This window comes from Flavobacterium sp. J49 (assembly GCF_011742145.1).
Taxonomy (GTDB): domain Bacteria; phylum Bacteroidota; class Bacteroidia; order Flavobacteriales; family Flavobacteriaceae; genus Flavobacterium.
The window spans coordinates 4,891-27,780 of sequence record NZ_JAAQQU010000103.1 but is presented as its reverse complement, the minus strand read 5'-3'; the positions used below and the strand labels follow the sequence as shown (position 1 = coordinate 27,780).

At 36.4% G+C, this 22,890-nt stretch carries 15 protein-coding genes and 1 pseudogene; 5 read left to right on the top strand and 11 right to left on the bottom strand.

Annotated elements, in window-relative coordinates:
* The first annotated feature begins 6 nt into the window (after nt 1-6).
* Nucleotides 7-1,455, top strand: a complete 1,449-nt coding sequence (locus HA632_RS06120; protein WP_176306326.1) for a glyceraldehyde-3-phosphate dehydrogenase — start codon at nt 7-9, stop codon at nt 1,453-1,455.
* Between the two features lie 156 nt (nt 1,456-1,611).
* Nucleotides 1,612-1,989 (top strand): hypothetical protein, encoded by a 378-nt coding sequence (locus HA632_RS06115; protein ID WP_176306325.1) that lies wholly within the window; start codon nt 1,612-1,614, stop codon nt 1,987-1,989.
* 52 nt (nt 1,990-2,041) lie between these two features.
* On the opposite strand, the gene HA632_RS06110 is transcribed toward HA632_RS06115, so the two are convergent.
* Both HA632_RS06110 and HA632_RS06105 read right to left on the bottom strand, forming a co-directional pair.
* The gene (locus HA632_RS06110) at nt 2,042-4,306 is read right to left on the bottom strand and encodes an aconitate hydratase (protein WP_176306324.1); all 2,265 of its coding nucleotides are present in this window, start codon (nt 4,304-4,306) and stop codon (nt 2,042-2,044) included.
* A gap of 166 nt (nt 4,307-4,472) precedes the next feature.
* Nucleotides 4,473-5,582: an acyltransferase gene (locus HA632_RS06105; protein WP_176306323.1), complete on the bottom strand. Its 1,110-nt coding sequence runs from the start codon at nt 5,580-5,582 to the stop codon at nt 4,473-4,475.
* Nucleotides 5,583-5,603: 21 nt separating this feature from the next.
* On the opposite strand from HA632_RS06105, the gene HA632_RS06100 reads away from it, so the two are divergent.
* Entirely contained in the window at nt 5,604-6,737 is a 1,134-nt protein-coding gene (locus HA632_RS06100; RefSeq protein WP_176306322.1) for a hypothetical protein, read from the top strand.
* On the opposite strand, the pseudogene HA632_RS06095 reads toward HA632_RS06100, so the two are convergent.
* From HA632_RS06095 to HA632_RS06065, 7 genes and pseudogenes are all read right to left on the bottom strand, one after another.
* Nucleotides 6,734-6,907, bottom strand: a pseudogene (locus HA632_RS06095) (AAA family ATPase); the annotation flags it as partial. The gene HA632_RS06100 and the pseudogene HA632_RS06095 overlap by 4 nt on opposite strands.
* A 37-nt stretch (nt 6,908-6,944) precedes the next feature.
* Entirely contained in the window at nt 6,945-7,259 is a 315-nt protein-coding gene (locus HA632_RS06090; protein WP_176306321.1) for a hypothetical protein, read from the bottom strand.
* Nucleotides 7,260-7,409: 150 nt separating this feature from the next.
* Entirely contained in the window at nt 7,410-8,750 is a 1,341-nt protein-coding gene (locus HA632_RS06085) for a hypothetical protein (protein ID WP_176306320.1), read from the bottom strand.
* 299 nt (nt 8,751-9,049) lie between these two features.
* Nucleotides 9,050-10,003 carry a MoxR family ATPase gene (locus HA632_RS06080; RefSeq protein WP_176306319.1) on the bottom strand — a complete coding sequence of 318 codons (954 nt, stop codon included), beginning with the start codon at nt 10,001-10,003 and terminating at the stop codon, nt 9,050-9,052.
* A gap of 72 nt (nt 10,004-10,075) precedes the next feature.
* A complete protein-coding gene (locus HA632_RS06075) occupies nt 10,076-11,503 on the bottom strand; it encodes a peptidylprolyl isomerase (RefSeq protein ID WP_176306409.1) in 1,428 nt (475 codons plus the stop codon).
* Nucleotides 11,466-12,314, bottom strand: a complete 849-nt coding sequence (locus HA632_RS06070) for a peptidylprolyl isomerase (RefSeq protein WP_176306318.1) — start codon at nt 12,312-12,314, stop codon at nt 11,466-11,468. Before HA632_RS06070 ends, HA632_RS06075 begins: the two co-directional genes overlap by 38 nt.
* A gap of 1 nt (nt 12,315) precedes the next feature.
* Entirely contained in the window at nt 12,316-14,283 is a 1,968-nt protein-coding gene (locus tag HA632_RS06065) for a peptidylprolyl isomerase (RefSeq protein WP_176306317.1), read from the bottom strand.
* A 255-nt stretch (nt 14,284-14,538) separates the two neighbouring features.
* Between HA632_RS06065 and HA632_RS06060 the strand changes: the two genes are divergently transcribed.
* Together HA632_RS06060 and HA632_RS06055 are read left to right on the top strand one after the other, a co-directional pair.
* A complete protein-coding gene (locus HA632_RS06060; RefSeq protein WP_176306316.1) occupies nt 14,539-16,128 on the top strand; it encodes a peptide chain release factor 3 in 1,590 nt (529 codons plus the stop codon).
* Nucleotides 16,129-16,206: 78 nt separating this feature from the next.
* Complete coding sequence (locus HA632_RS06055) at nt 16,207-16,401, top strand: hypothetical protein (protein WP_176306315.1); 195 nt, start codon at nt 16,207-16,209, stop codon at nt 16,399-16,401.
* A 79-nt stretch (nt 16,402-16,480) separates the two neighbouring features.
* Here HA632_RS06055 and HA632_RS06050 read toward each other — a convergent pair whose 3' ends face one another.
* Nucleotides 16,481-19,786: an S-layer family protein gene (locus tag HA632_RS06050; protein WP_176306314.1), complete on the bottom strand. Its 3,306-nt coding sequence runs from the start codon at nt 19,784-19,786 to the stop codon at nt 16,481-16,483.
* A gap of 653 nt (nt 19,787-20,439) precedes the next feature.
* Nucleotides 20,440-22,890: hypothetical protein (locus HA632_RS06045; RefSeq protein ID WP_176306313.1), on the bottom strand; the 2,451-nt coding region annotated here is incomplete at its 5' end.

Below are 22,890 nucleotides of genomic sequence, written 5' to 3'. Positions count from 1 at the left end.
TTTTTTATGAACAGCAACACTTTATACGAGAAGGAATTATCATTTCAAGCCGACAGGCGAAAGGCAGGCGTAGAATTTATCAAAATTATCAGCGACTTATGGTATGACAAATCTATCGAGTTGGTTCTTTTCAGAAACCAATTAATTGACAGAAATGTTAGCGATATTATCAATTTGCATGAGTATGCCGGTGAATTTGTTCAAAAACCTATCAATGTTTTTGATTCGGTAGAAATTGCCAGAGCCATACTAAATTTAGATTTACCGCCATCTCGCATAGACATTGGCAAACTGACTTACGAATACCATTTAGAAGACAACAAATACCACGATGCCAGAGCTTTTGTCATTGACAAGTTGAAAAATGCAAAAGACTCTAAAAACATCAAACCAAAAGACGTGGTTTTGTACGGATTTGGTCGTATTGGTCGCTTGTTAGCGCGTGAAATGATGAGCAAAATAGGAAAAGGACAACAATTGCGTCTTCGTGCCATTGTAACGCGTGACCGAAATGATGCTTCTTCATTAGAAAAAAGAGCATCTTTATTGCGCTATGATTCAGTTCATGGTGATTTTGAAGGTTCGGTACAAGCCGATGTTGAAAATAACGCTTTAATCATTAACGGAACTACAGTTCACATTATCACTGCTGCTTCTCCGGAAGAGATTGATTATACCAAATACGGCATCGAGGATGCATTAGTCATAGACAATACCGGTGCTTTCACTACGGAAGAAGCACTTAAAAGACACTTGGTTTCTAAAGGTGTTAGTAAAGTATTATTAACCGCACCCGGAAAAGGCGTTCCAAATATCGTTTACGGAGTAAACCACAACGACCACAATCCGGACAAAGTAGATATTTTCTCGGCCGCTTCTTGCACAACCAATGCCATCACTCCTATTTTACAAGCAGTCGAAGAAACTTTGGGTGTTGTAAAAGGTCATTTAGAAACCATTCATGCTTATACCAATGACCAGAATTTGGTGGATAACATGCACAAAAAATACCGTCGTGGTCGTGCAGCGGCTTTAAATATGGTAATCACCGAAACCGGTGCCGGAAGCGCTGTGGCCAAAGCTTTACCGAGCTTAGCCGGAAAATTAACTTCGAATGCCATTCGCGTTCCTGTTCCCAATGGCTCCTTAGTGGTTTTGAATTTGGAAGTAGGCAAAGAAACCTCTATAGATGAAGTAAATGCCATCATGAGAAAATATGCCTTAGAAGGTGAATTGGTAGAGCAAATCAAATATTCTTTGAATAACGAATTGGTTTCCTCGGATATCGTTGGTACTTCGGCACCATCTATTTTTGACAGTAATGCTACCATAGTTTCAGGCGATGGTAAAAACATAGTGCTGTATGTTTGGTATGACAACGAATACGGATACAGTCATCAGGTAATTCGTTTGGCCAAATATATCGCCAAAGTAAGACGTTATACTTATTATTAATCGTTATTAATTCAGTAGGGTAAAATCCGTTTGGTTTGTTTAAAACTAAACGGATTTTTTCATTGTTATCAACTTTTTTTTGTTGATAACAGTTGATTGTATTAAAATAATGATTATTTTCGAGCGTCAAAATTAAGCCCCTTTAATCAACTCTTTATGAAAAAAATAATTTTTAGTCTATTAGTAATGACTTGTTTTGCCTTTTCAGACAATGAAGAGCCCAAAGTAACTACCTACAGTTACGGTCATAACGGAATGGAATATGTAGCCCGAAACAAAAACGGGATGGTCATCATCAGTACTTTCAATTCTAAAATGACTATTCGTCAAGAAATCGCTTATAAGATTTACGACTTGTATTTAGATAAAAAACTGGAAACCGACAAAAAAATCACGGTATACGGAGACGAAGCTGATGTTACCGGAAAGTGCATCATCAAAAAGAAAGACAACTTAACCACGGTAGATTTTTATTACGAAAGTGTACAATGGTGTTCCGGACACAAAGAGATATTTCAAAAGAATACAAAATAAAAAAAGCTCAACGTAAAGTTGAGCTTTTTTTGTGCATTATAGTTTTTCCTAATTAAGCTTTTCCGGCCGCAATCAAGTTCAATGCTGAACCGGCTACAAACCAACCAATTTGGCTGTCGTTGTAAGTGTGGTTAGCCAAGATAGTATCTTTAGAACCATCAGCATGTACAAACTCTAACGTTAATGGTTTACCCGGAGCAAACTCTGTCAAGTCTAAGAAATTGATGGTATCGTTCTCTTGGATTTTGTCGTAATCTGCTTCGTTAGCAAAGGTTAAGGCCAACATCCCTTGTTTTTTCAAGTTGGTTTCGTGTATACGGGCAAATGATTTTACCAGTACCGCTTTTACACCTAAGAAACGTGGTTCCATTGCGGCATGCTCACGAGATGAACCTTCTCCATAATTGTGGTCACCCACAACTATTGACGGAACTCCTGCAGCTTTGTATGCTCTCTGCACTGCTGGAACAGCATCGTAATCACCGGTTAATTGGTTTTTTACTTTATTGGCTTCCTGATTGAAAGCATTCACAGCACCAATCAACATATTATTGGAAATATTATCCAAATGTCCGCGGAAGCGTAACCATGGTCCGGCCATAGAGATATGATCCGTGGTACATTTTCCGAAAGCTTTGATTAATAATTTAGCGCCAGTAATATTTTTGCCATCCCAAGCTTCGAATGGTGCTAAAAGTTGTAATCTGTCAGAGGTGGGAGAAACTGCCACTTGTACTGATGAACCATCAGCGGCAGGTGCTTGGAAACCTGCATCTTCTACATCAAACCCTCTTTTTGGCAACTCATCACCACTTGGTGGATTCAATCTTACCTCTTCTCCGTTATCATTTAACAAAGTATCAGTAAGCGGATTGAAAGTCAAATCTCCTGAAATCGCTAAAGCAGCTACCATTTCCGGTGACGTTACAAATGCGTGAGTGTTTGGATTTCCGTCCGCACGTTTAGAGAAGTTTCTGTTGAACGAGTGAACTATAGTATTTTTTTCGCCTTTATCGGCGCCGGTTCTGTCCCATTGTCCGATACAAGGTCCGCAAGCATTGGTAAATACCTTGGTTCCCATTTTTTCGAAAGTCGCAATAATACCGTCTCTTTCGATGGTGTAACGGATTTGCTCTGAACCCGGATTGATTCCGAATTCGGCTTTGGGTGTGATACCGTGGGCTACTGCTTGTTCTACTATCGAAGCCGCACGAGCCATATCTTCGTAAGACGAATTGGTACAAGAACCGATTAATCCCCATTCTATTTTTAACGGCCAACCATTAGCGATAGCTTCTTCTTTCATTTTAGAAACCGGTGTTCCTCTGTCGGGCGTAAATGGTCCGTTGATGTGTGGTTCTAATTCAGAAAGGTTGATTTCAATTACTTGGTCGAAATAAGCGGCAGGATTAGCATATACTTCGTCATCTCCGGTTAAGTAAGAGGCAACTTTATCGGCTGCATCCACAATATCTTGACGATCGGTTGCGGCCAAATATCTTCTCATCGAATCATCGTAACCAAAAGTAGAAGTGGTAGCACCGATTTCGGCACCCATATTACAAATGGTTCCTTTTCCGGTACAAGACATTGAAGTAGCACCTTCACCGAAATATTCTACAATAGCTCCTGTTCCGCCTTTTACGGTAAGAATATCGGCTACTTTTAAGATTACATCTTTTGGAGCAGTCCAACCGTTTAATTTTCCGGTCAATTTTACACCAATTAGTTTTGGAAATTTCAATTCCCATGACATACCCGACATTACATCTACGGCATCAGCACCACCCACTCCGATGGCTAACATTCCTAATCCACCCGCGTTTACGGTGTGTGAATCGGTTCCAATCATCATTCCGCCCGGGAAAGCATAATTTTCTAAAACGATTTGGTGAATAATTCCGGAACCCGGTTTCCAGAACCCGATTCCGTATTTGTTGGAAACAGACGAAAGGAAATCGAATACTTCTTTGGATTGGGTATTGGCAACAGCCAAATCGGTTTTAGCGCCAACTTTCGCTTGGATTAAGTGATCACAGTGAACCGTTGTAGGCACAGCTACTTTGCTTTTTCCGGCGTGCATGAATTGCAATAAAGCCATTTGTGCAGTTGCATCTTGACAAGCCACTCTATCGGGTGCAAAATCAACATAATCTTTTCCGCGAGTGAACGATTGAGAAGGCATTCCTTCCCATAAATGCGAGTATAAAATCTTTTCAGATAAAGTAAGCGGACGACCCACTAACTCGCGTGCTTTATCAACACGGGCAGCCATAGTAGCGTACACTTTTTCAATCATTTCAATATCAAAAGCCATAATAAAACTTGGTTAATTTGTTTGCAATGCAAATTTACGAAAACGTTATACTTCTAAAAAGTTTTTAATAAAATAAGTTAATTGAGCATGATGATTTAGCAAATAGTAATTTTTGCTATTGATTTTTTATCGATTACGTATTTTAAATGTCAAAAATTGATTATTCTTAATTTTTATCTCGCAAATCCATCATTGGTTTCTCATAAAATCGGTATAACAAATAACTTAATAATAAGGTTAAGAATACATACACGGTCAAAAAACTGTATAATTCGAAGGCATTTTGCGTATTATAATCTATGTTGTGTTTCAGTAACTGAAGCACGATACCGTAATGCAACAAATACATCGAATACGAAATAACGCTGATAAAAACGATTGGCTTTCGGATAAATGATTTTTCTGTTTTCCATTCTGAAAAAAATGGTAAAAAACAGGCCACAACTAAAGAGACCAAAGGCAAATAAATGATGTTCCAAAAAGCAGGATGGGTTTCAATAAACAAACCAAAATAGCCAATGGCTACAAACTGGAACAAAAACAACAAGATTCCAATGACAAAGAAAACATAACGGTGTTTTCTCCATAACGCTGTAAAGTTCAGATAAATCCAACTGCACAAAACCCCTATAAAAATACTGTCCAACCGATAGATTACCACGGCTTTCAGCGACATATTCCATTGGTTTAAATTAACATTGGTTGTGGTGTTTTGGTACCCTATTTTATTGCAAAAGAAAACCAATATCAAGCATAAAACCGATAGAAGAAAAAACCTCGATTTGTGTTTGGGCTTGACTATAATTCCAACCAACACCAAAAACAACGGCAAAACCAAATAGGCAAACTCTTCTACAGAAAGACTCCAAGACTCTGTAAAAAAAGGCGTCATTGGCGTGATTGTATTTTGCGCAAAGAAAAAGTATTTCCAGGAATAGGAAATATCATTACCGATACTATAGGCTATAATAATATTAACAACAAGTATGAGATAATAATTGGGCAACGTTCGAAACCATCTTCGCTTCAAAAAAAAGACAACGGTATGCCACGAAAAATCGTGTTTTAAGTACAATTCATATAAAATCTTCCCGATGAGGAATCCACTCAAAACAAAAAAAACCTCAACACCTAAAAAACCCGACAACAGCATCAATTGGTGGAAAACACCATAAGTCAAAGGAAAAACCCAAATGCAGTGCCCAAACATGACCATCAAAATAGCAGCAGCTCGCATGAAGTCTAATCCAAATATCCTGTTCTGGTTTCCAATCATATAAAAATGTATTTTTGTCTTATGTTGAAATCAAAGATATATAAAATTTCAGGAGTTCTGATGCTCTTGGCGCTCTTGGCAGGCGGAATTTGGTATTGGCAATTGCCTAACCGACACAAAGCCATTGTGAAATCATTTTTGTTTGAAAAATTAGGCCTAGTAGAAAAGGATTGGAAAGTAGCCAACCAATCGACTACCTACAAAATGATTTCTCCGGAGTTTTATATTGACGGTATTTACAAATCGATGGAGGGACCAAAATCCTCGAATTACGTGCAACTTTCTCAAGACTCAACGTTGCTTTGGCTCACGGGATTTGAAGTAAAAGCCTTGGACAATAAAACACTCGAGCAGGTTTCCAAAGATTTCATTTGTCATACCAATATCGACTTTAATGACGTGAAATACTATAGTTCGTTTCATTTGGAAAAAAGAATCGGTACCCAATATCCGCGGCTGACTTCGCTGTCCCATGGAATGGAAAGTTTCAGTTTTCCAAAAGGTTACGGCGTTCCGATGAAAGGCAATGAATTGCTTTATGTGACCACAGAATCTTTGAACCACAATTTGCCCGACGCCAATTTTTGGATACGACATCAAGTGGACATCAACTATTCGAAAGCCAACAATTTAAAACCGTTGATGAGTCGAACGGCATTTATTATGTTGCCTTATGACCAATACGACCCGAAGAAATCGCCGACCGATCCGGGAACCAATCAATGCATACCGGTGGAAACCAAGAACCACAGTTATGATGACGGAAAAGGAAATAAACTCTCGGGACATTGGGTAATTCCGACCGGCAAAAACACTTATCGCAGCAGCGTTACTTCACAATTACAAATCAAAGACAGTTTGTGTTTGCATGCGGCAGCAATTCATGTGCATCCTTTTGCCACGAGCATTTCGCTGTATGATAAAACCAATAAAAAAACGATTTTTAAAAGCACAATTCTCAACCACAAAGGCAAAACCGGTTTGACCGGCATTGATCCTTTTTCTACCGAAGAAGGCATCTGGTTATTCGGAAATCATGAATACGAAATTGTGTTGGAAGTCAACAACACCTCAGCATCCGAACAAGATATGATGGGCAGTATGTTTTTGTTTTTTTACGATAAAGAATTGGATGCTTACCTCAGAAAAAATTAAAGCAACTTATCGATAATCATTTCTTCGGTGATTCCTTCGGCGTCGGCTTTGTAATTTTTGATGATTCTGTGACGCAAAATTCCGGTGGCTACCGCTTTTACATCTTCAATATCCGGAGAAAATTTACCATTGAAAGCCGCATTAGCTTTGGCCGCTAAAATCAGGTTTTGTAAAACACAGCACAGTGTCGATTAGACATTACAATTTTTATCTTGTTAAGTTAATATTTGGATCTTTATTTTTATCTACTTTTTCAATTATAAAATCGTCACAATTATTTTCTTTTATAGATTTTTTTATGTTCTTCATCAAAGATTTTGTAACATATTTATATTGATTGTTTTCAAATTTAACTTTATAGATTTTTTGATTTAATACTTTATCGAATCTTGCTATTAATTTACCATTTGATAATGTGTCGTAAATTTTATAATCAATTATTTCTTTTATATCATCACAACTATAAATTTTCTTTTGTGAATATAGACTAAATGTTACTAATAATAAAAACAGCTTTTTCATAATTTAATTTTTTCTAATAAATATAACATTTCCTTGTTGATTAAAATCATAAAATCCTCCTTGAAAGAGTTGTTCAAATAAAAGCCCTAATTCTAAGTCTTGTGTGTCTTGCATTATCGCATCAAATGCAAAATCATTATAATGTACATATTAGTGTAAACAAACACTAAATACAATCATTGCGTTTAAATTTCCTAATAATTGTAATTCATTTTGTGTTGGATTTGGATTATTGGATAGTGTTTCTAATAAATTTACAAGTTCAATATCAATATAAATTCTTTCTGGTTCATTTTTATTAAACTTACCATAATAAGGATTTCCACCTGGATCATTACCTAAATCTGTTATGTGAATTTCTGGACCATTGCCCCAAGTAAGACCATTAATAATTTGGGAATTCGAAACACTTGTTAAGTTATGTATAGTATTTATTAACCTTGTATCTGATTTCAGTGCAGGTATGTACTCTTTGACAAGCATCGTGAAATTTGGATATAATGTAGAATAATTACTCCCTTGAGGATATTTAAAAAATGGTAAATATGTTATAGTATTAACTAAAGGATAATTAATTAACTGCTGATTAAAATTTACCATCTCAGCAGTTGGATTATTAAGCAGATTTATAAATGAATTGTAATGCAATTGATTAATTTCTACAAAAGTCAAACAAGAAGGATTGAAGCTCATCATCGGTGGAATATTATTCAAAGCAAAGAAAATTGCATTTTGGTTGTCAGGAGTTAATTCATTACCATTGTTTCTAACAAAATCAATAATATTGGAATGCATCCAAGGATTATATGTCAATGTGGCTCCTATGCTTGGGAAATTTTGTGAGAGTATATTAGTATAAGCAGTCACTTGACAAGCTAATATAAACTCGGCATTATTTAAATCGGCATCCCCGTTATAGGGATTTGGGATATATATACCGGATAAAGCATTACCACCACTTCCTGCTCCTGCGCTTGATCCGCTTATTGGTTCTGTTATTGTTTGATCTAAGGTTGTTGCTTCTTCGCATGGCCAATATGAAATAGACTCAGAAACACAAATACTACATCCATCACAATTTCCAGGTGTACAATATGGAGCTTCTTGTGTACAATGATAATCATATGTAATCGTTTGACAAAAATCTGAAATTGTTATAGAGGTATTAAATCCCTTATAGTAAATCATTTCAGAACTTTCCGTTTTAGGCTCACCACTAACTATAGTATCTTTTTCTTTATTTTTAAAAATAATTTCATTCCATTCGTCACCATACTTTTCATAAACAAGATTGTAATATTCTTTGTCTTCAAGCACTTCATAGATTGGATAAATCTTAAATGAATAGGTAATTTTGTTGTTTTGAGATGTATACCTGTAGATTGTTGTTGTATCTATAACATAACCTTCATCTGTTCCTTCTTCTCTTGCATTGATACTTGTAGATTTTATAGTCTTAAGCAGGTCAAAGTTTTTAATTCCTTTTTCCATTTTAAATTGTGCAAATGAGATTTTATATTTTTCTTTTTGAGTATTTGATGTGAGGTGCTATTTTCATAAATATCTTCACTACACCCTAAAAAAGTAGACAATAATGCCACTAAACTAAGCAATGGTAATTTGGCTTTTAGCTTCATAATCTTTTGATTTTAAATTAATTAAAAATTCATTTATTTCAAATGTAAGAATTATATTTAACATACAGAATATTTAATAAACTTTATGTGCCAAATAAAAAAGCACTCGAATATGAGTGCTTTAAAATTTTAATTTTATAATATAATTAAGTTTTACAAGAGTTTATTAATTATCATTTCTTCGGTGATTCCTTCGGCGTCGGCTTTGTAATTTTTGATGATTCTGTGACGCAAAATTCCGGTGGCTACCGCTTTAACATCTTCAATATCCGGAGAAAATTTACCATTGAAAGCCGCATTGGCTTTGGCCGCTAAAATCAAATTTTGTGAAGCTCTTGGTCCGGCGCCCCAATCTAAATAGTTGCTTACATATTCTGATGCCAAGTTACCTTTCGGACGCGTTTTACCCACTAAAGTTACAGCATATTCGATTACATTATCAGCCACGGGAACGCGACGAATTAAGTGTTGAAAATCGATAATTTCTTGAGCCGTAAATAACGGATTGATTACCGGTTTGTCATCGGAAGTGGTGCTTTTTACCACTTGTACTTCTTCTTGGTATGACGGATAATCTAATTTGATGGCAAACATAAAACGGTCTAATTGCGCTTCCGGTAACGGATAAGTTCCTTCTTGCTCAATTGGGTTTTGGGTTGCTAAAACGAAATATGGTAAGGCTAATTTATAATTCTGACCGGCAATCGTCACCGAACGTTCCTGCATTGCCTCAAGTAAAGCGGCTTGGGTTTTGGGTGGTGTTCTGTTGATCTCATCGGCCAAAATGATATTGGCAAAAATGGGTCCTTTAATGAATTTGAATTGACGGTTTTCATCTAAAATTTCACTCCCTAAGATATCCGAAGGCATCAAATCGGGTGTGAATTGAATACGTTTAAAATCCAATCCTAAAGCTTGCGAAATGGTGTTCACCATTAAGGTTTTGGCCAAACCGGGAACACCAACTAACAAGGCATGTCCGCCTGAGAAAATACTCAGTAAAATTTGGTCAACTACTTCGTCTTGACCTACAATTATCTTGGCAATCTCTTTTTTAAGTTCTAATCGTTTTTGAACTAAATTTTGAATGGCAGCAACATCAGACATTTGATATAAGATTTTTGATATTAGATATTAGATTTAAGAAGTACAAGATACATTTTAATCTAACTTTAACTACTATTTTTTCAACCAATTATTGATAAAGAGACAATCTTGGTATTCGCCGTTAATTTTAACATAGGTTTCCTTGATTTTTTCTTCAGACCATTTTCCAATGGCTTTGATTTGCTTTTCTTTTAATGCCAAATCTTTGATTTTGATATAATCTTTACCGTAATCAGCCGTATGTTCATTGATTCTGTTGGTAACCGTGATGATTTTATATTTTTTTCCGGTTCTTGGGTCATCGTCTAAGATTGGCGAAGTGATTGCTTTGTCTTTCAAATTAGAGACTTCACTATACAAACTTGGATCCATTTTGGTCAATTCGAAGTGGGTGTCTTGCGTTTTAGGATTGATTAGCGTTCCGCCGTTGGCTCTAGTCTCTTTTTCGTCCGACATGGTTCTGGCCGCTTCGGCAAAGGAGATTTCTCCGCTTTCAATTTTATTCTTAATCGTAATGATTTTCTCTCTGGCTTCTTTCAAGGCTTGGTCAGAAACTTTAGGCATCATTAGAATGTGTCTCAACTCTACTTCCTGTCCTTTGATTTTTTCTACCATGATGATGTGATAGCCGTATTCCGTTTCGAAAGGTTCTGAAATTTCTCCTTCTCCCAAACTGAACGCAACATCTTTAAACTCTTTTACGAATTGGGTTTTGCGGTTGATTTTATAAAAACCACCATTGGAAGACGAGCCTCGGTCATCAGAATAAATTACGGCTCTGGTTTTAAAGCTCGAGCCGGCTAAAACTTCGGCTTTGATTTCTTTTAATCGGTTGATGACTCTTTGCTTTTCTTCCTCAGTAATTTTTGGCGTGATTACGATTTGGGCTACTTCCATTTCGGCACCAAAAACCGGCAATTCATCTTGCGGAATAGACTTAAAGAAATTACGGGTTTCTTCCGGAGTGATTTCAACAGCATTTACAATTTTGTTTCTCATTTCCGTGGTCAACTTGTTGGTTTTGATGATGTCAAACAACTCACTTCTGAAGTCTTCTTCGCTGTCTTTTTTGAAATACTTTATTACGTTTTCCATCGAACTCAATTGCTCCACCATGTAAGCAATTTGCTCGTTCATTTTTTCTTTTACTTCTTCATCTTTGATAACGATACTATCCTGAATGGCTTGGTGGGCATATAATTTCTCTTCCAACAATTTGCCTAACATTTGACAACGCGTAATGTCTTTCACCGATTGCCCTTGGCTGGACAATTCCAAAAAAGATTTATCGATATCAGAATCCAAAATGATATAATCCCCAACGGTAGCAATAATCCCGTCAACTTTGACTTTTTTTGCTGTTTTGGCCTGTGGCTTGGTCTTAACGGAATCTTTAATAATTTCTTGGGCATTGGTTGTACCAACTGTAAAAATGGCAGCAATAAACGCTATGGCAAGTTGGCTATTTATAAATTTCATAATCTTTGTTTTTAATGGCATCATCGGTAATTTCTTTTTCAAATTTCTTTATCAATTCTAATTTTCTTTTGTTCAGTATAACTTCTTTCAGTGTGGGTTTGATGTATTCAAACGGTGAGATTTGATTTTTATCAATCACATTGGTGATTTTAATTAAATAGACATCCTCATTGGATTGGATTTCGGCTTTTCTTCCCGGTCGAATCATTTCGTCTCGGTTATCCGGATTGATGACCGGTAACTTTCCATAAACCTGACTCATATCGACCCAAACACTGTCGTTCAAGGCAAAACTCTTGAATTGGAGCGCATAGGTATCCCAAAACTTTTTGTCTTTTTTATTGTAATCAAAGAACTTACTTCTTATGGTGGCAAAACGCGGATTGTCTTTGGCCAAATTGACAAAACGCAGGCGTACTAACGTTTCGTTGGTTTTAAAATTTTCCTTGTTTTCGTCGTAATACTTTTTTAACTCTTGTTGGCTTACTAAAGTGTCTACGGTATTTTTAACCACTTCTTCTATATACGCTTTTGTATATAAATCTATTTTATATTGCTTAATTAAAGCATTGTATTCTCCTTTTTTCTTATCACTAAGATTTCTCTCAGCAGCTTCAATGAGTAGTTTTTGGCTTGCCCATCGGTTGATGAAATCCCTCACCATCAGCACACTGTCTTCTTTTGAAGTTCCCACCGGAACCAGAGTGGCGATATCACTTTTGTACAAATAGCTTTTTCCTACTCGGGCAATTGATTCCGGCTTTTGTTCCGGTTTAAAATAGTTACAAGAACAAAATAAAACAATGACCAAGAAAAGGCTATATCGTTTCATTTTACGGATTCAACTGTTTCTTTACTTTTTCAAAGACTTCTTTATTGACTTTAACTGTAAACTCTTGTTTTAAATCGTCAACCCATCTTTGTTCTAAATACTGTTGGTAGTCGTTTACTATTTTTCCGCGACATTCGTCTAAAGTTTTGATGGCTTTTGGCATCACCTTATCGACTTTGGTAACAAAATAATATTCTCCTTCTTTTACAATATCTGAAATACCAACTTCAAACTTGGTGCTTTTTGGCAAAGCGTCATTCCCTTCTTCAAACACACCGTTGTTACTCATAACGTTTACTACATTGTTAACGTTTAGCTTTTCTTTGATGGCTTGAACTTCGGTGTTTTTTTTCAGCAAATTCAGTGTTTTTTTGATTTCTTCCATTTTGGTAGAAGACAGAACGGTAGCTTCCACTCTGTTTTTCCATTGGTGCTCTGATTTGTGTTCGTCATAAAACTTTTGCAATCCAATCGAATCCGTTTTGGCTCTTTCCCAAATCTCTTTCTCCATCAAATCAAAAAGCAACAAACCATCGCGGTATTCTTCCATTACATTGGCAAATTCTGAAAACTCATTCTCCAAATTATCATCATAATAGGCTGTTAATTGTGCATCCAAGAATTTTTCATACAACGCATCCACCAATTTTGAAATCGGTTTTGCAGTCAAGCCTGCCTTTTGTTGTTTGTCTACAAATTCTAAAAATGTTTTGCCTTCAATCTTTTTGTTGTTGATGGTTAATATTGGAGCGGTATATTCTTTGGCATTTTCCGGTTGCTTCCATTTTGATTCATAGAACTCATCGGTTACCAATTTTGACAAAACAGCATATTGCTTGTTGTCACGTTTGTGTGTGTATTTCTTTCTTAATTTTTCGTTTAGCGAGGCGGTAATTTTTTTGGATCTGTCGTCTTTACCTACTTTGGTTTCCAATTCATTTTTCATCTCATCAAGCGTACGCACCGGATGTTTTTGAATCAACTTTATGATGTGCCAGCCAAATTGCGATTGGAAAGGTTTTGAAACCTCATTCGCTTCCGTCATTGAGAACGCAACATTCTCAAACTCTTCCGAACTCAATTGTCCTGAACCGAATTTATTCAAAACACCGCCTTTAGACGAAGATGATTTATCTTCAGAGAACTGTTTGGCCAAATCCTCAAACTTTTCCCCTTGTTGGATTTTTTTATAGATATCGTTGATGGTATTTTTGGCTTTATCCTGATCAGTGTCTTCCGGTTTCGGGTTTAAGATCATAATATGCGCTACGGTAACTTCACCTCGATTGTTTCTGATGTCCTCAACTTTCAAGATGTGATAGCCGAAGCGGGTTCTGATAATTTTTGAAATTTTCCCTTTTGCCGTATTAAAAGCAGCACTTTCAAAAGCATAAACCATTCTGAACGCAGTAAAGTACCCTAAATCACCTTTGTTTTCTTTGGCAGAAGGATCTTCGGAAAACTGAGTGGCCAAAGCTCCGAAATCTTCCCCGGCTATGGCTTTTTTACTAATCTCTTCTATTTTTCTGTAAGCTTTGAGCGTGTCTTCAGGGGTTGCATTTTCATCCACCATAATCAGAATATGCGAAGCTTTTACCTCTTTCTGTAGTCGATTGTAACCTTCTTGAATGAGTTCTTGGGTAATTTTGGTATCGTTAAAATAGTTTTTGGCCAATTGAGTTCGGTAAGATTTTAGCTCACTCTGGTATTTTGGATTGTTTTGTAAACCTAATTTATAGGCTTTGTTGACTTTTAATTTGTACCCTACAAAGAGTTCTAAATATTGGTTTAAATCCTTTTGAGATTCATCTTTTACTAACTCCAGATTTTTTTTGTAAACCCTTGAAAACTCGTCTGTATAATAGGGTTTATCGTTGATGGTAAACAAAACTTCTTTTGAATTATTTTGTCCGATTCCGGCAATTGACATTGAAAAGAACAATCCTAAAAAAAACTGTTTTAAACTCATGTTTTTATAATTTCTATTAAAAAATTTACAAATTAATATTGTTTTTTTCGACAAGCCGAAAAAGCTTTGGTTTATCGAAGTAACAATCAACAAAAGTAACAATTCAAACACATTATACAAGTATAGAGCCTACTATTAACAAAAATTTATTAACAGAAAAATTACCCTGTTTTGCATTAATCAAAACAGACCTCAAATACATGACCAAATAATGGGTAAATAATAGTATTTTTGCAGACCATTTATCAAAAAATCATGAGTTTTTTAAAAGAAATACAACGCCGCAGAACCTTTGGTATTATCTCACACCCCGATGCCGGGAAGACTACACTGACTGAAAAGCTATTGCTTTTTGGAGGTGCGATACAAGAAGCCGGTGCGGTAAAGAATAATAAAATCAAAAAAGGCGCTACTTCCGATTTTATGGAAATTGAGCGTCAAAGAGGAATTTCGGTGGCGACTTCGGTCTTGGCTTTTAATTATCAGGACAAAAAAATCAACATTTTAGATACACCCGGACACAAAGATTTTGCGGAAGACACTTTCAGAACTTTGACTGCCGTTGACAGTGTAATTGTGGTCATTGACGTGGCTAAAGGAGTTGAAGAACAAACCGAGAAATTGGTGGAAGTTTGTAGAATGCGCAAGATTCCAATCATTGTTTTCATCAATAAATTAGACCGTGAAGGAAAAGATGCCTTTGATTTGATGGATGAAGTCGAACAAAAATTAGGATTAACGGTTACCCCTTTGAGTTTCCCTATCGGAATGGGTTATGACTTTCAAGGCATTTATAATATTTGGGAACAAAACATCAATCTTTTTAGTGGTGACAGTCGAAAAAACATCGAAGACACCATCGCTTTTTCCGACATTAACAGCCCGGAATTAGAGAAAATAATAGGTGAAAAACCAGCAGTGAAACTTAGAGAAGAATTAGAATTAATTTCAGAAGTTTATCCGGCATTTGACAGACAAAGTTATTTGGACGGTACTTTACAACCGGTATTTTTTGGTTCAGCCTTGAATAATTTTGGTGTAAGAGAGTTATTAGATTGTTTTGTTGAAATTGCACCTACGCCAAGACCCAAAGAATCAGAAACCCGATTGGTTAAACCCGAAGAAGAAAAGATGACGGGTTTTGTCTTTAAAATACACGCCAATATGGACCCAAAACACCGAGACAGATTAGCATTTGTCAAAATTGTTTCGGGCACTTTTGAAAGAAACAAGCCTTACACGCACGTACGATTGAACAAAAACTTGAAATTCTCAAGTCCGAATGCTTTTTTTGCGGAGAAAAAAGAAATTGTTGACATATCCTATCCCGGAGACATTGTGGGTTTACACGATACCGGTAACTTTAAAATCGGTGATACTTTGACCGAAGGAGAAATGATGAGTTTCAAAGGCATTCCGAGTTTTTCACCAGAGCATTTCAGGTACATCAATAATGCCGATCCGTTAAAAGCGAAACAGCTGGATAAAGGTGTTGACCAATTGATGGATGAAGGTGTGGCACAGTTGTTTACTTTAGAAATGAACAACAGAAAGGTTATTGGCACAGTTGGAGCACTCCAATATGAAGTTATTCAATACCGATTAGAACACGAATACGGTGCTAAATGCAGCTACGAAAATTTCCCGGTACACAAGGCTTGTTGGGTAAAACCAACCGATCCTAAAAGCGAGGAATTCAAAGAGTTCAAAAGAATCAAACAGAAATTCTTGGCGTACGATAAATACGGACAGTTGGTTTTTTTAGCCGATTCAGAATTTACCATTCAAATGACACAGAGTAAATTTCCTAATGTCAAATTGTATTTCACGTCAGAATTTGAATAAATCGATTCTAAAATTTAAGAGTATATTTTTTTATGTTAGAAAATGATTACTATATTTACGCCCAGAATAAAAATTTTTATGAAAAATATCGCTAAAATCTGTCTTTTACTATCTCTTTTGTTAACAAACTTTGCGGCTTTTGCCCAAATTGACGAACCACCTGAAGGTGGTGATGCACAAGCGGCACCAATAGACACCAAACTCATTTTGTTAGCGACTATGGGAATCTTATTTGTTTTATACACCTTAAGACAAAAGAAGAAAACTGTTTAACTTGAAGTTTAAGAATTAAATAAAAAAATCCCGTCAATTTCTTGACGGGATTTTTTTTATGGATAAGTATCTTAAAACACTATCTGATTACTTTCTTAGTCACTACTAAACCATCTTGAGATGTGATTTGAATCAACAACACTTCATTGTTATGACCTGCTGATATACTAGTTTCAGAATTATTAATTTCATTCTTTTCCAATAACAATCTTCCTCTAATATCAAATACTTTTACAGTAGCCATGATTACGTTACCGGAATTGATTACAAAATCATCACCTCCGTTTTTATAAACAACAACCTGATTAGCATTAAACACAGGCGATACAACTGTTAATGGCAACTGATAAAGAATCTCAAATCTGGAAGCAAAAGTCCCTGCATCTGAAGTAAAGGTATATCCTCCGGCATTTAAATTATGTACCACTGATGATAAATTATCTCTCAAGAAAACGTCTTGTCCATTTACAAATAAACCATCTACATGATCGATAGCAATAGTATATTGACCGGCATTGGTTACTCTGAAATTTAGTGGAACCACGTCAGTATTGTCAAAAGGCAAAGCCCTACCTTGAATAGCATAAGGAGTTGTATCTATCAATGAAGTCAAAGCAATATCACCATCACTAAGGTATCTGCCATCTATTGAATTGTCTATCCCATTAGTTGCATTGGTTATATATCCAATCATCGTTTGAGAATATAAACCGGTAGCATTTGTTGCATTCAACCAAATACGGTTCTTTTCGATAATGGTGTTATTTCTAAAAAATTGATTGGCGTGATCGTTGATTCTCATAGAGTTGTTAAATTCCAAAGTAGATCCGGTAGCAGTAGCCTCAACAAAAAATCCTTGTCCCGTTTGAATAACGTCATTAGGGTCAAAAACAGCTGTCCCGCCATTGGTTACAAATCCACCTTGTGTCCAAGTACTGTAACTCGAGTTTAACGAACCGTTAGTTTTTCTTAAAAAATACAAAGTCCCTGTTATATTGGCTGCGTTATTAGTATCTGTAACCAAGGCTATTGCGTCTATTGGTGACGGATAAGGATTCCCTACTAAATTATACCTTAGCCCTGAACCTGCATTGTTCAATGCAACCGTTTTGGTTCCGTTATTAAGGGTTCCTGTAAAAGTCCCTGTCCATGTTGCCGGAGCAGTAGGATGGTTGTATGGCATACGAATCAGATAACCAAGACCCGTTGTAAACTGGACATTATTATTGTCAATTCCGTTTACACCTGCACCATTTAAACCAGTAATATTAAATCCTGAAACACTACTATAGGTATTTGAACTTGTATTATATGTATAAAAACGGTTGGCAAAAGTAAAGGGAGAAAAGGCATATAAACCTTGTCCTGTTACCGGTGAAGACCATAAAGTATAATCGAGTCTCATGATTGCACTGCTGTTTCTTTTTACCACAGCTACACCTGAACCCGTGTTGGCTACATCATTTATCTGAATTAAATTGGCATTATTTTCAACCGTCAATGTACCGCTGTTGTCTATCGCATTCGTTACAGTTAAATCATATAATGAATTTACTTTTAATGTTGTTCCTGAATTCAATGTTAGAGTATTGATACTGACGTTAGATGAAATTTCAGGATAAAAAGCAGCCGATGCTATTGTCACATTTGACACGTTTTCTGGAACCACTCCACAAGACCAGTTGGCAGGATTTGTCCATGCAGTGCTTACACCACCGGTCCATGTATTATCATTAGACAGTGTAACCACCCAACTTCCGCCAGAAAGTGTGAAGGTCGTGTTACAAGTATTGTCTTTGGCATATCTTGTATAAGTTGTATTAACAATCAAACCAGCCGGAGGATTATACGATGCAACATTAGAACTTGGAATATCCACTCCATTTGCCTGCCATACATAAGTAATCGTCTCATCTCCACCAGTCGCTGGAGTTGCATTTCCAATTGAAATAGGATCTCCATTATAACAAACCACTTCTCCCGAAGTCAATATTGACCCTGGTGCAAAAGCGTTATAAACCGTTGCGGTAACCGGAGTTCTGTTAACAGAAACACATCCTGTAGTTGTATTTCTGGCCTCTGCATAATAAATTGTGGTTGAAGAAATACTTGGAGTTGTATAATTAGTAGAATTGCTAAGTAGTAAAGTTCCGCCTATAGCAGTATCGTACCAATCTACCGCTTCTCCAACATTAGCTGAAGCTGACAAACTCACAGTTCCTGTACTGCATATATTGCCATTTGTTCCTAAAGGACTAACAGGCAAAGCATTAACAACCAATGTTCCGTTAGTGTAGGTAATATTGTAATTTGAGGCTGTAAATGTTCCTCCCGTAGCGACTGAAGGAGTTATTGCGTATGACCCTGCTGCTGCTCCTAAAATAGCACCGGTACTTGACAAAGTTACACTTCCTACCGTTTCACCATTCTGTAATGCACTTGTTGTAAAGGCAGTAGTTCCTAAAATATATGAAGTGCCAAAACATTTTTCGGCATTATCTGCTGTGATGGTTAGGTTTGCTGTTGTAACTGTTCCACTACAAGCAATGGTAATACCGGTAACACCGCCTCCACCAAAAGTAATATTTTCATTATAAGTACCTACTGATGCTGTTGCTTTTAAACGAACCCATACATTTTCTCCTGAGATGTTACCTCCTGTAGCGGTTAAAGTAGCTGTTGGTCCAAATCCTGAAAGAGCTGAAGTAGTAGATACTTCATAATTGGCAGAGCCACTTATAGTAACAACTCCATTCGCCGGGATTAATCCATAACCATTCACTTTAAAACCCTGAACAGGTGCCGAACCATAAGGATTAGCAGCACCAAAAGCTAATGCAGTGGTGGCTGATCCCAATATGCTACCATTAAAAGTAAAATCATTAATTGCGTAACTTCTGGCACTGGCGCTTCCCCCACTGGAATTATATCCATAAAATCTAAAAGAGGTCGCTGATGTCAGATTTTGATAGTTGGCCCCGGTTAAACTGATGGTAGTTCCTGCAGCTGTTGGAGTACCAATATTGTTTAAATAACTATCCCCATTGGCATCAGAGCGGAAGGCAAAAGAAGTAGGCGCTCTACTTCCTGAAGTTCCGGTATAAACAAAACTGCTCATACTGACTTTATAACCAGTCGCAGGGGTTATGGTAAAGAAAAAATATTGAGTTGTATTGATTGATGCACTGGTTGTCCAGTCTCCCACATTATAAGTGTTTGTTGATGTTACTCCTGTTAGCGCAGGTGATGAAAAACCAATTCCACTCACTGTAATATTAGCATTAGCAGTCTGACCGGTTGAGTACGGATTAGCCGTAGCCGGATTTGTCCCGTTGATTGGATTTGTCCAAACAACAGTCTGCCCAAATGTGCTTATCCAAAACATAAAAAAGCAAAATATAAACAAAGCTCTCTTGCTAGACTTTAAAAGAACTGTTGTCTTTGTATTTGAATTTAAATGAGGTAAAAATCTTTTCATAATCAATTAAAATTATTTTTGAATGTGGCTTAATAAATAAAACTCTTACCATTATTATTATTTTCTTTAAGTTTATTCTGAAATACTTGTGCTTAGTATCCTCCTTTTACAAATAATAACAAACTTCCAAGATGCTTTTCTGTAAAACTAAACTTATTAAAAACGATTAATTGTTATAGTTATTATCGCACAAAGAAATAAATTGTTTTCTAAAAACGCTATTTTTTTTTAGATTAAATGCAGTTTTTTTTATTTGTAATGAATTTTTTAATCGTTTAACGGTTATTATCAATAGTTTAACGGTTAAATCTTTTTTTAAACCCATTTTATCAAAAGCCATAGAAATAATACAAGAATTGCATGAATGACGTCCCCATTTATAGTCACAGAGTAGCCAAAAATCATTTTTGCATTTACAACCGTGCTATTTCAGTCGAATGATTTATATAACAAAGAACTCTTTGTTGTTCTCTTCTTTATGGCAACTTATACCCATAAAAAAATCCCTGTCTTTTGAACAGGGACTACAACTAAATTAGTTGAACTATATAAAAAAATTACTACTCGTCTTCGGCGATTAATATCTTAGCAACCATTTTTACATCTGTCTTCAAGGCTGTCTTAGGAAACAAAACCTTTTTAGTCACTTTTAAACCATCATTTGAGGTAATTTGAAATACCAAAATCTCAGATGTAATTCCTGATTTTAGCAAAACCTGACTAGCATTAATGTTTTTTTCACTAATTAAAAGCCTACCGGTTATATCAAATACATTCACACTTGACATTACTATATTTCCGGTATTAATAGAAAGTTCATTGGTTATTGTTTTGTAAATAACCACTTGACTTTCGTTAAAAACAGGAGTTACGACAGCTAACGGAGTTTGATACAAAACTTCAAATCTGGCATCAAATGTTCCTGAAGCTGTAGTAAAAGTATAGCCCCCTTCACTTAAATTATGTACATTTCCTGTAGTATTATCTCTTAAATAAATTATTTGACCATTATTAGCAAACAAACCATCAACTCGATCTATGGCAATAGTATAATCGCCGGGAGTAATCACTTTTAAACTCAAAGGAACTACGTCTGCTACATCAAAAGGCAATGCTCTCCCTTGAATGGCATAAGTTTCATTTCCTATTAAAGAACCTAAAGCAACATCACCATCCGTAATTAATTTTCCATCTATTGCTTGGTCAACACCTTGGGTTGCTCCTGTCATGTAAGCAATCATGGTCTGTGCAAACGAACCGGCGGTATCGGTAACATTTAACCAAATACGATTTCTTTCTACTGTACTATTGATATTATTATTGCTTCTCATAAATCGATTAACTGTGTTATTGATACGCATTTCATTATTAAAAACAACTGTTCCGGAACCTGTGCCCTCTACAAAGAACCCTTGACCGGTTTGAACCACATTGGACGAATTTTCGTTATATTGAGGCAGGGTTAATATACTTTCTCCGTTACCGGTAAATCCGCCTAAATTATAGGTACAATAACCTCCATTTGTACCTCCATTTGTTTTTCTCCAAAAATATAACGTCCCTGTTATAGACCCGTTAGCAATATTATTACTTATAAAAACATCTGCATCTATAGGAGAGGGATATGGGTTTCCTATCATATTATACCGTTTGCCCGGACCAAAATTCTGCAAGTTTATGCTGTAATTTCCATTATTAGGAACACCCGTGAACTGCCCCAACCATGGGGTAGGTTGATTGGGATGGTTATTAGCTACTCTAATCAAATATCCTTTGGAAGGTGTAAAATGGGTCACAACCGGATCCACTGTTTGATACTGATTGGCGTCTGTATTATAATCATAAAAACGATTGGATACTGTATTAGGTGAAAACGCCTGTAATTGTTGTAAACCTACGGGAGAAGACCATAATGTATAATCTAAACGTTTTATAGGCGCACTGTCTCTTTTGACAACGATGGAACCCGTATTGGCATTTGTAGTCCCGTTTTGCAATAAGTTAGCGTTACTATTAAAAGTAACTGAACAGCCTGGATTAACCGTTAGAGCACCATCCAAGGTCACACTGTCACCTGAAGAAATAACTACTGTAGCATTATTCGTAACTGTAAGTTTACATGCTCTTAAATCATAAGGAGTGTTGTTCGTGCCTGGCGAAGTAAAATTACCAGAAATAATTACTGACTTAGAAGCAGTTGGTTCGCCGTTAGTCCATGCTGTACCGTTCCAAGTGGTGGAACTCACAGATAGTGTGGCTTCAGCAGCAAAAACTTCTGTACAATTACCACTTTTTACAACTGCTCTGAATTTAGTTTCTTGGGTTAAAGGACCACTATTATATGTAGTAGCTGTGTGAGCTATTGGAATCCAATTAGTAAAAGGACTAACAGCGCTTTCCCAACGAACAACTTGTCCTATTTGACCGGATAATGTTAACAATACATCTGTTGATTCCGAACAAATAGTTGTAGAACCTGACACCACTCCTCCAACAGAAAGAGGAGATACTGTAACGATTCTTGTTTCAGTTACATTAGAACAACCTCCTGTTCCACTGACTGTGTATGTCATCGTTGCTGTTCCGGCAGAAACACCTGTTACAACTCCAGTTGTGCTATTAATTGTGGCAATTGAATTATCACTTGAAAACCATGTTCCTCCTGTTATTGTTGAACCAAAAGTAGTAGCATCATTTAGACAAATAGCTTCTATACCGCTCAAAGTTCCGGCAGAAGGTGAAGCGCTTACTGTAATCGTTCCTATTGCATTTACTGAACCACAACCACCAGTTAATGGAATAGCATAATTAAATGTTCCTGATGCTGTTGGGGTACCACTAATGGTGATCGTATTTGATGCCCATGAAGCGGAAACTCCTGCTGGTAAACCAGTTGCTGCACCTATTCCTGTCGCGCCAGAAGTTGAATGTGTTATGTTGGTTAGCGTTGTATTTACACAAAGTGTCGGCGAAGACGATGCCACTCCAGCAGTATTGTTTGGGGTTACCGT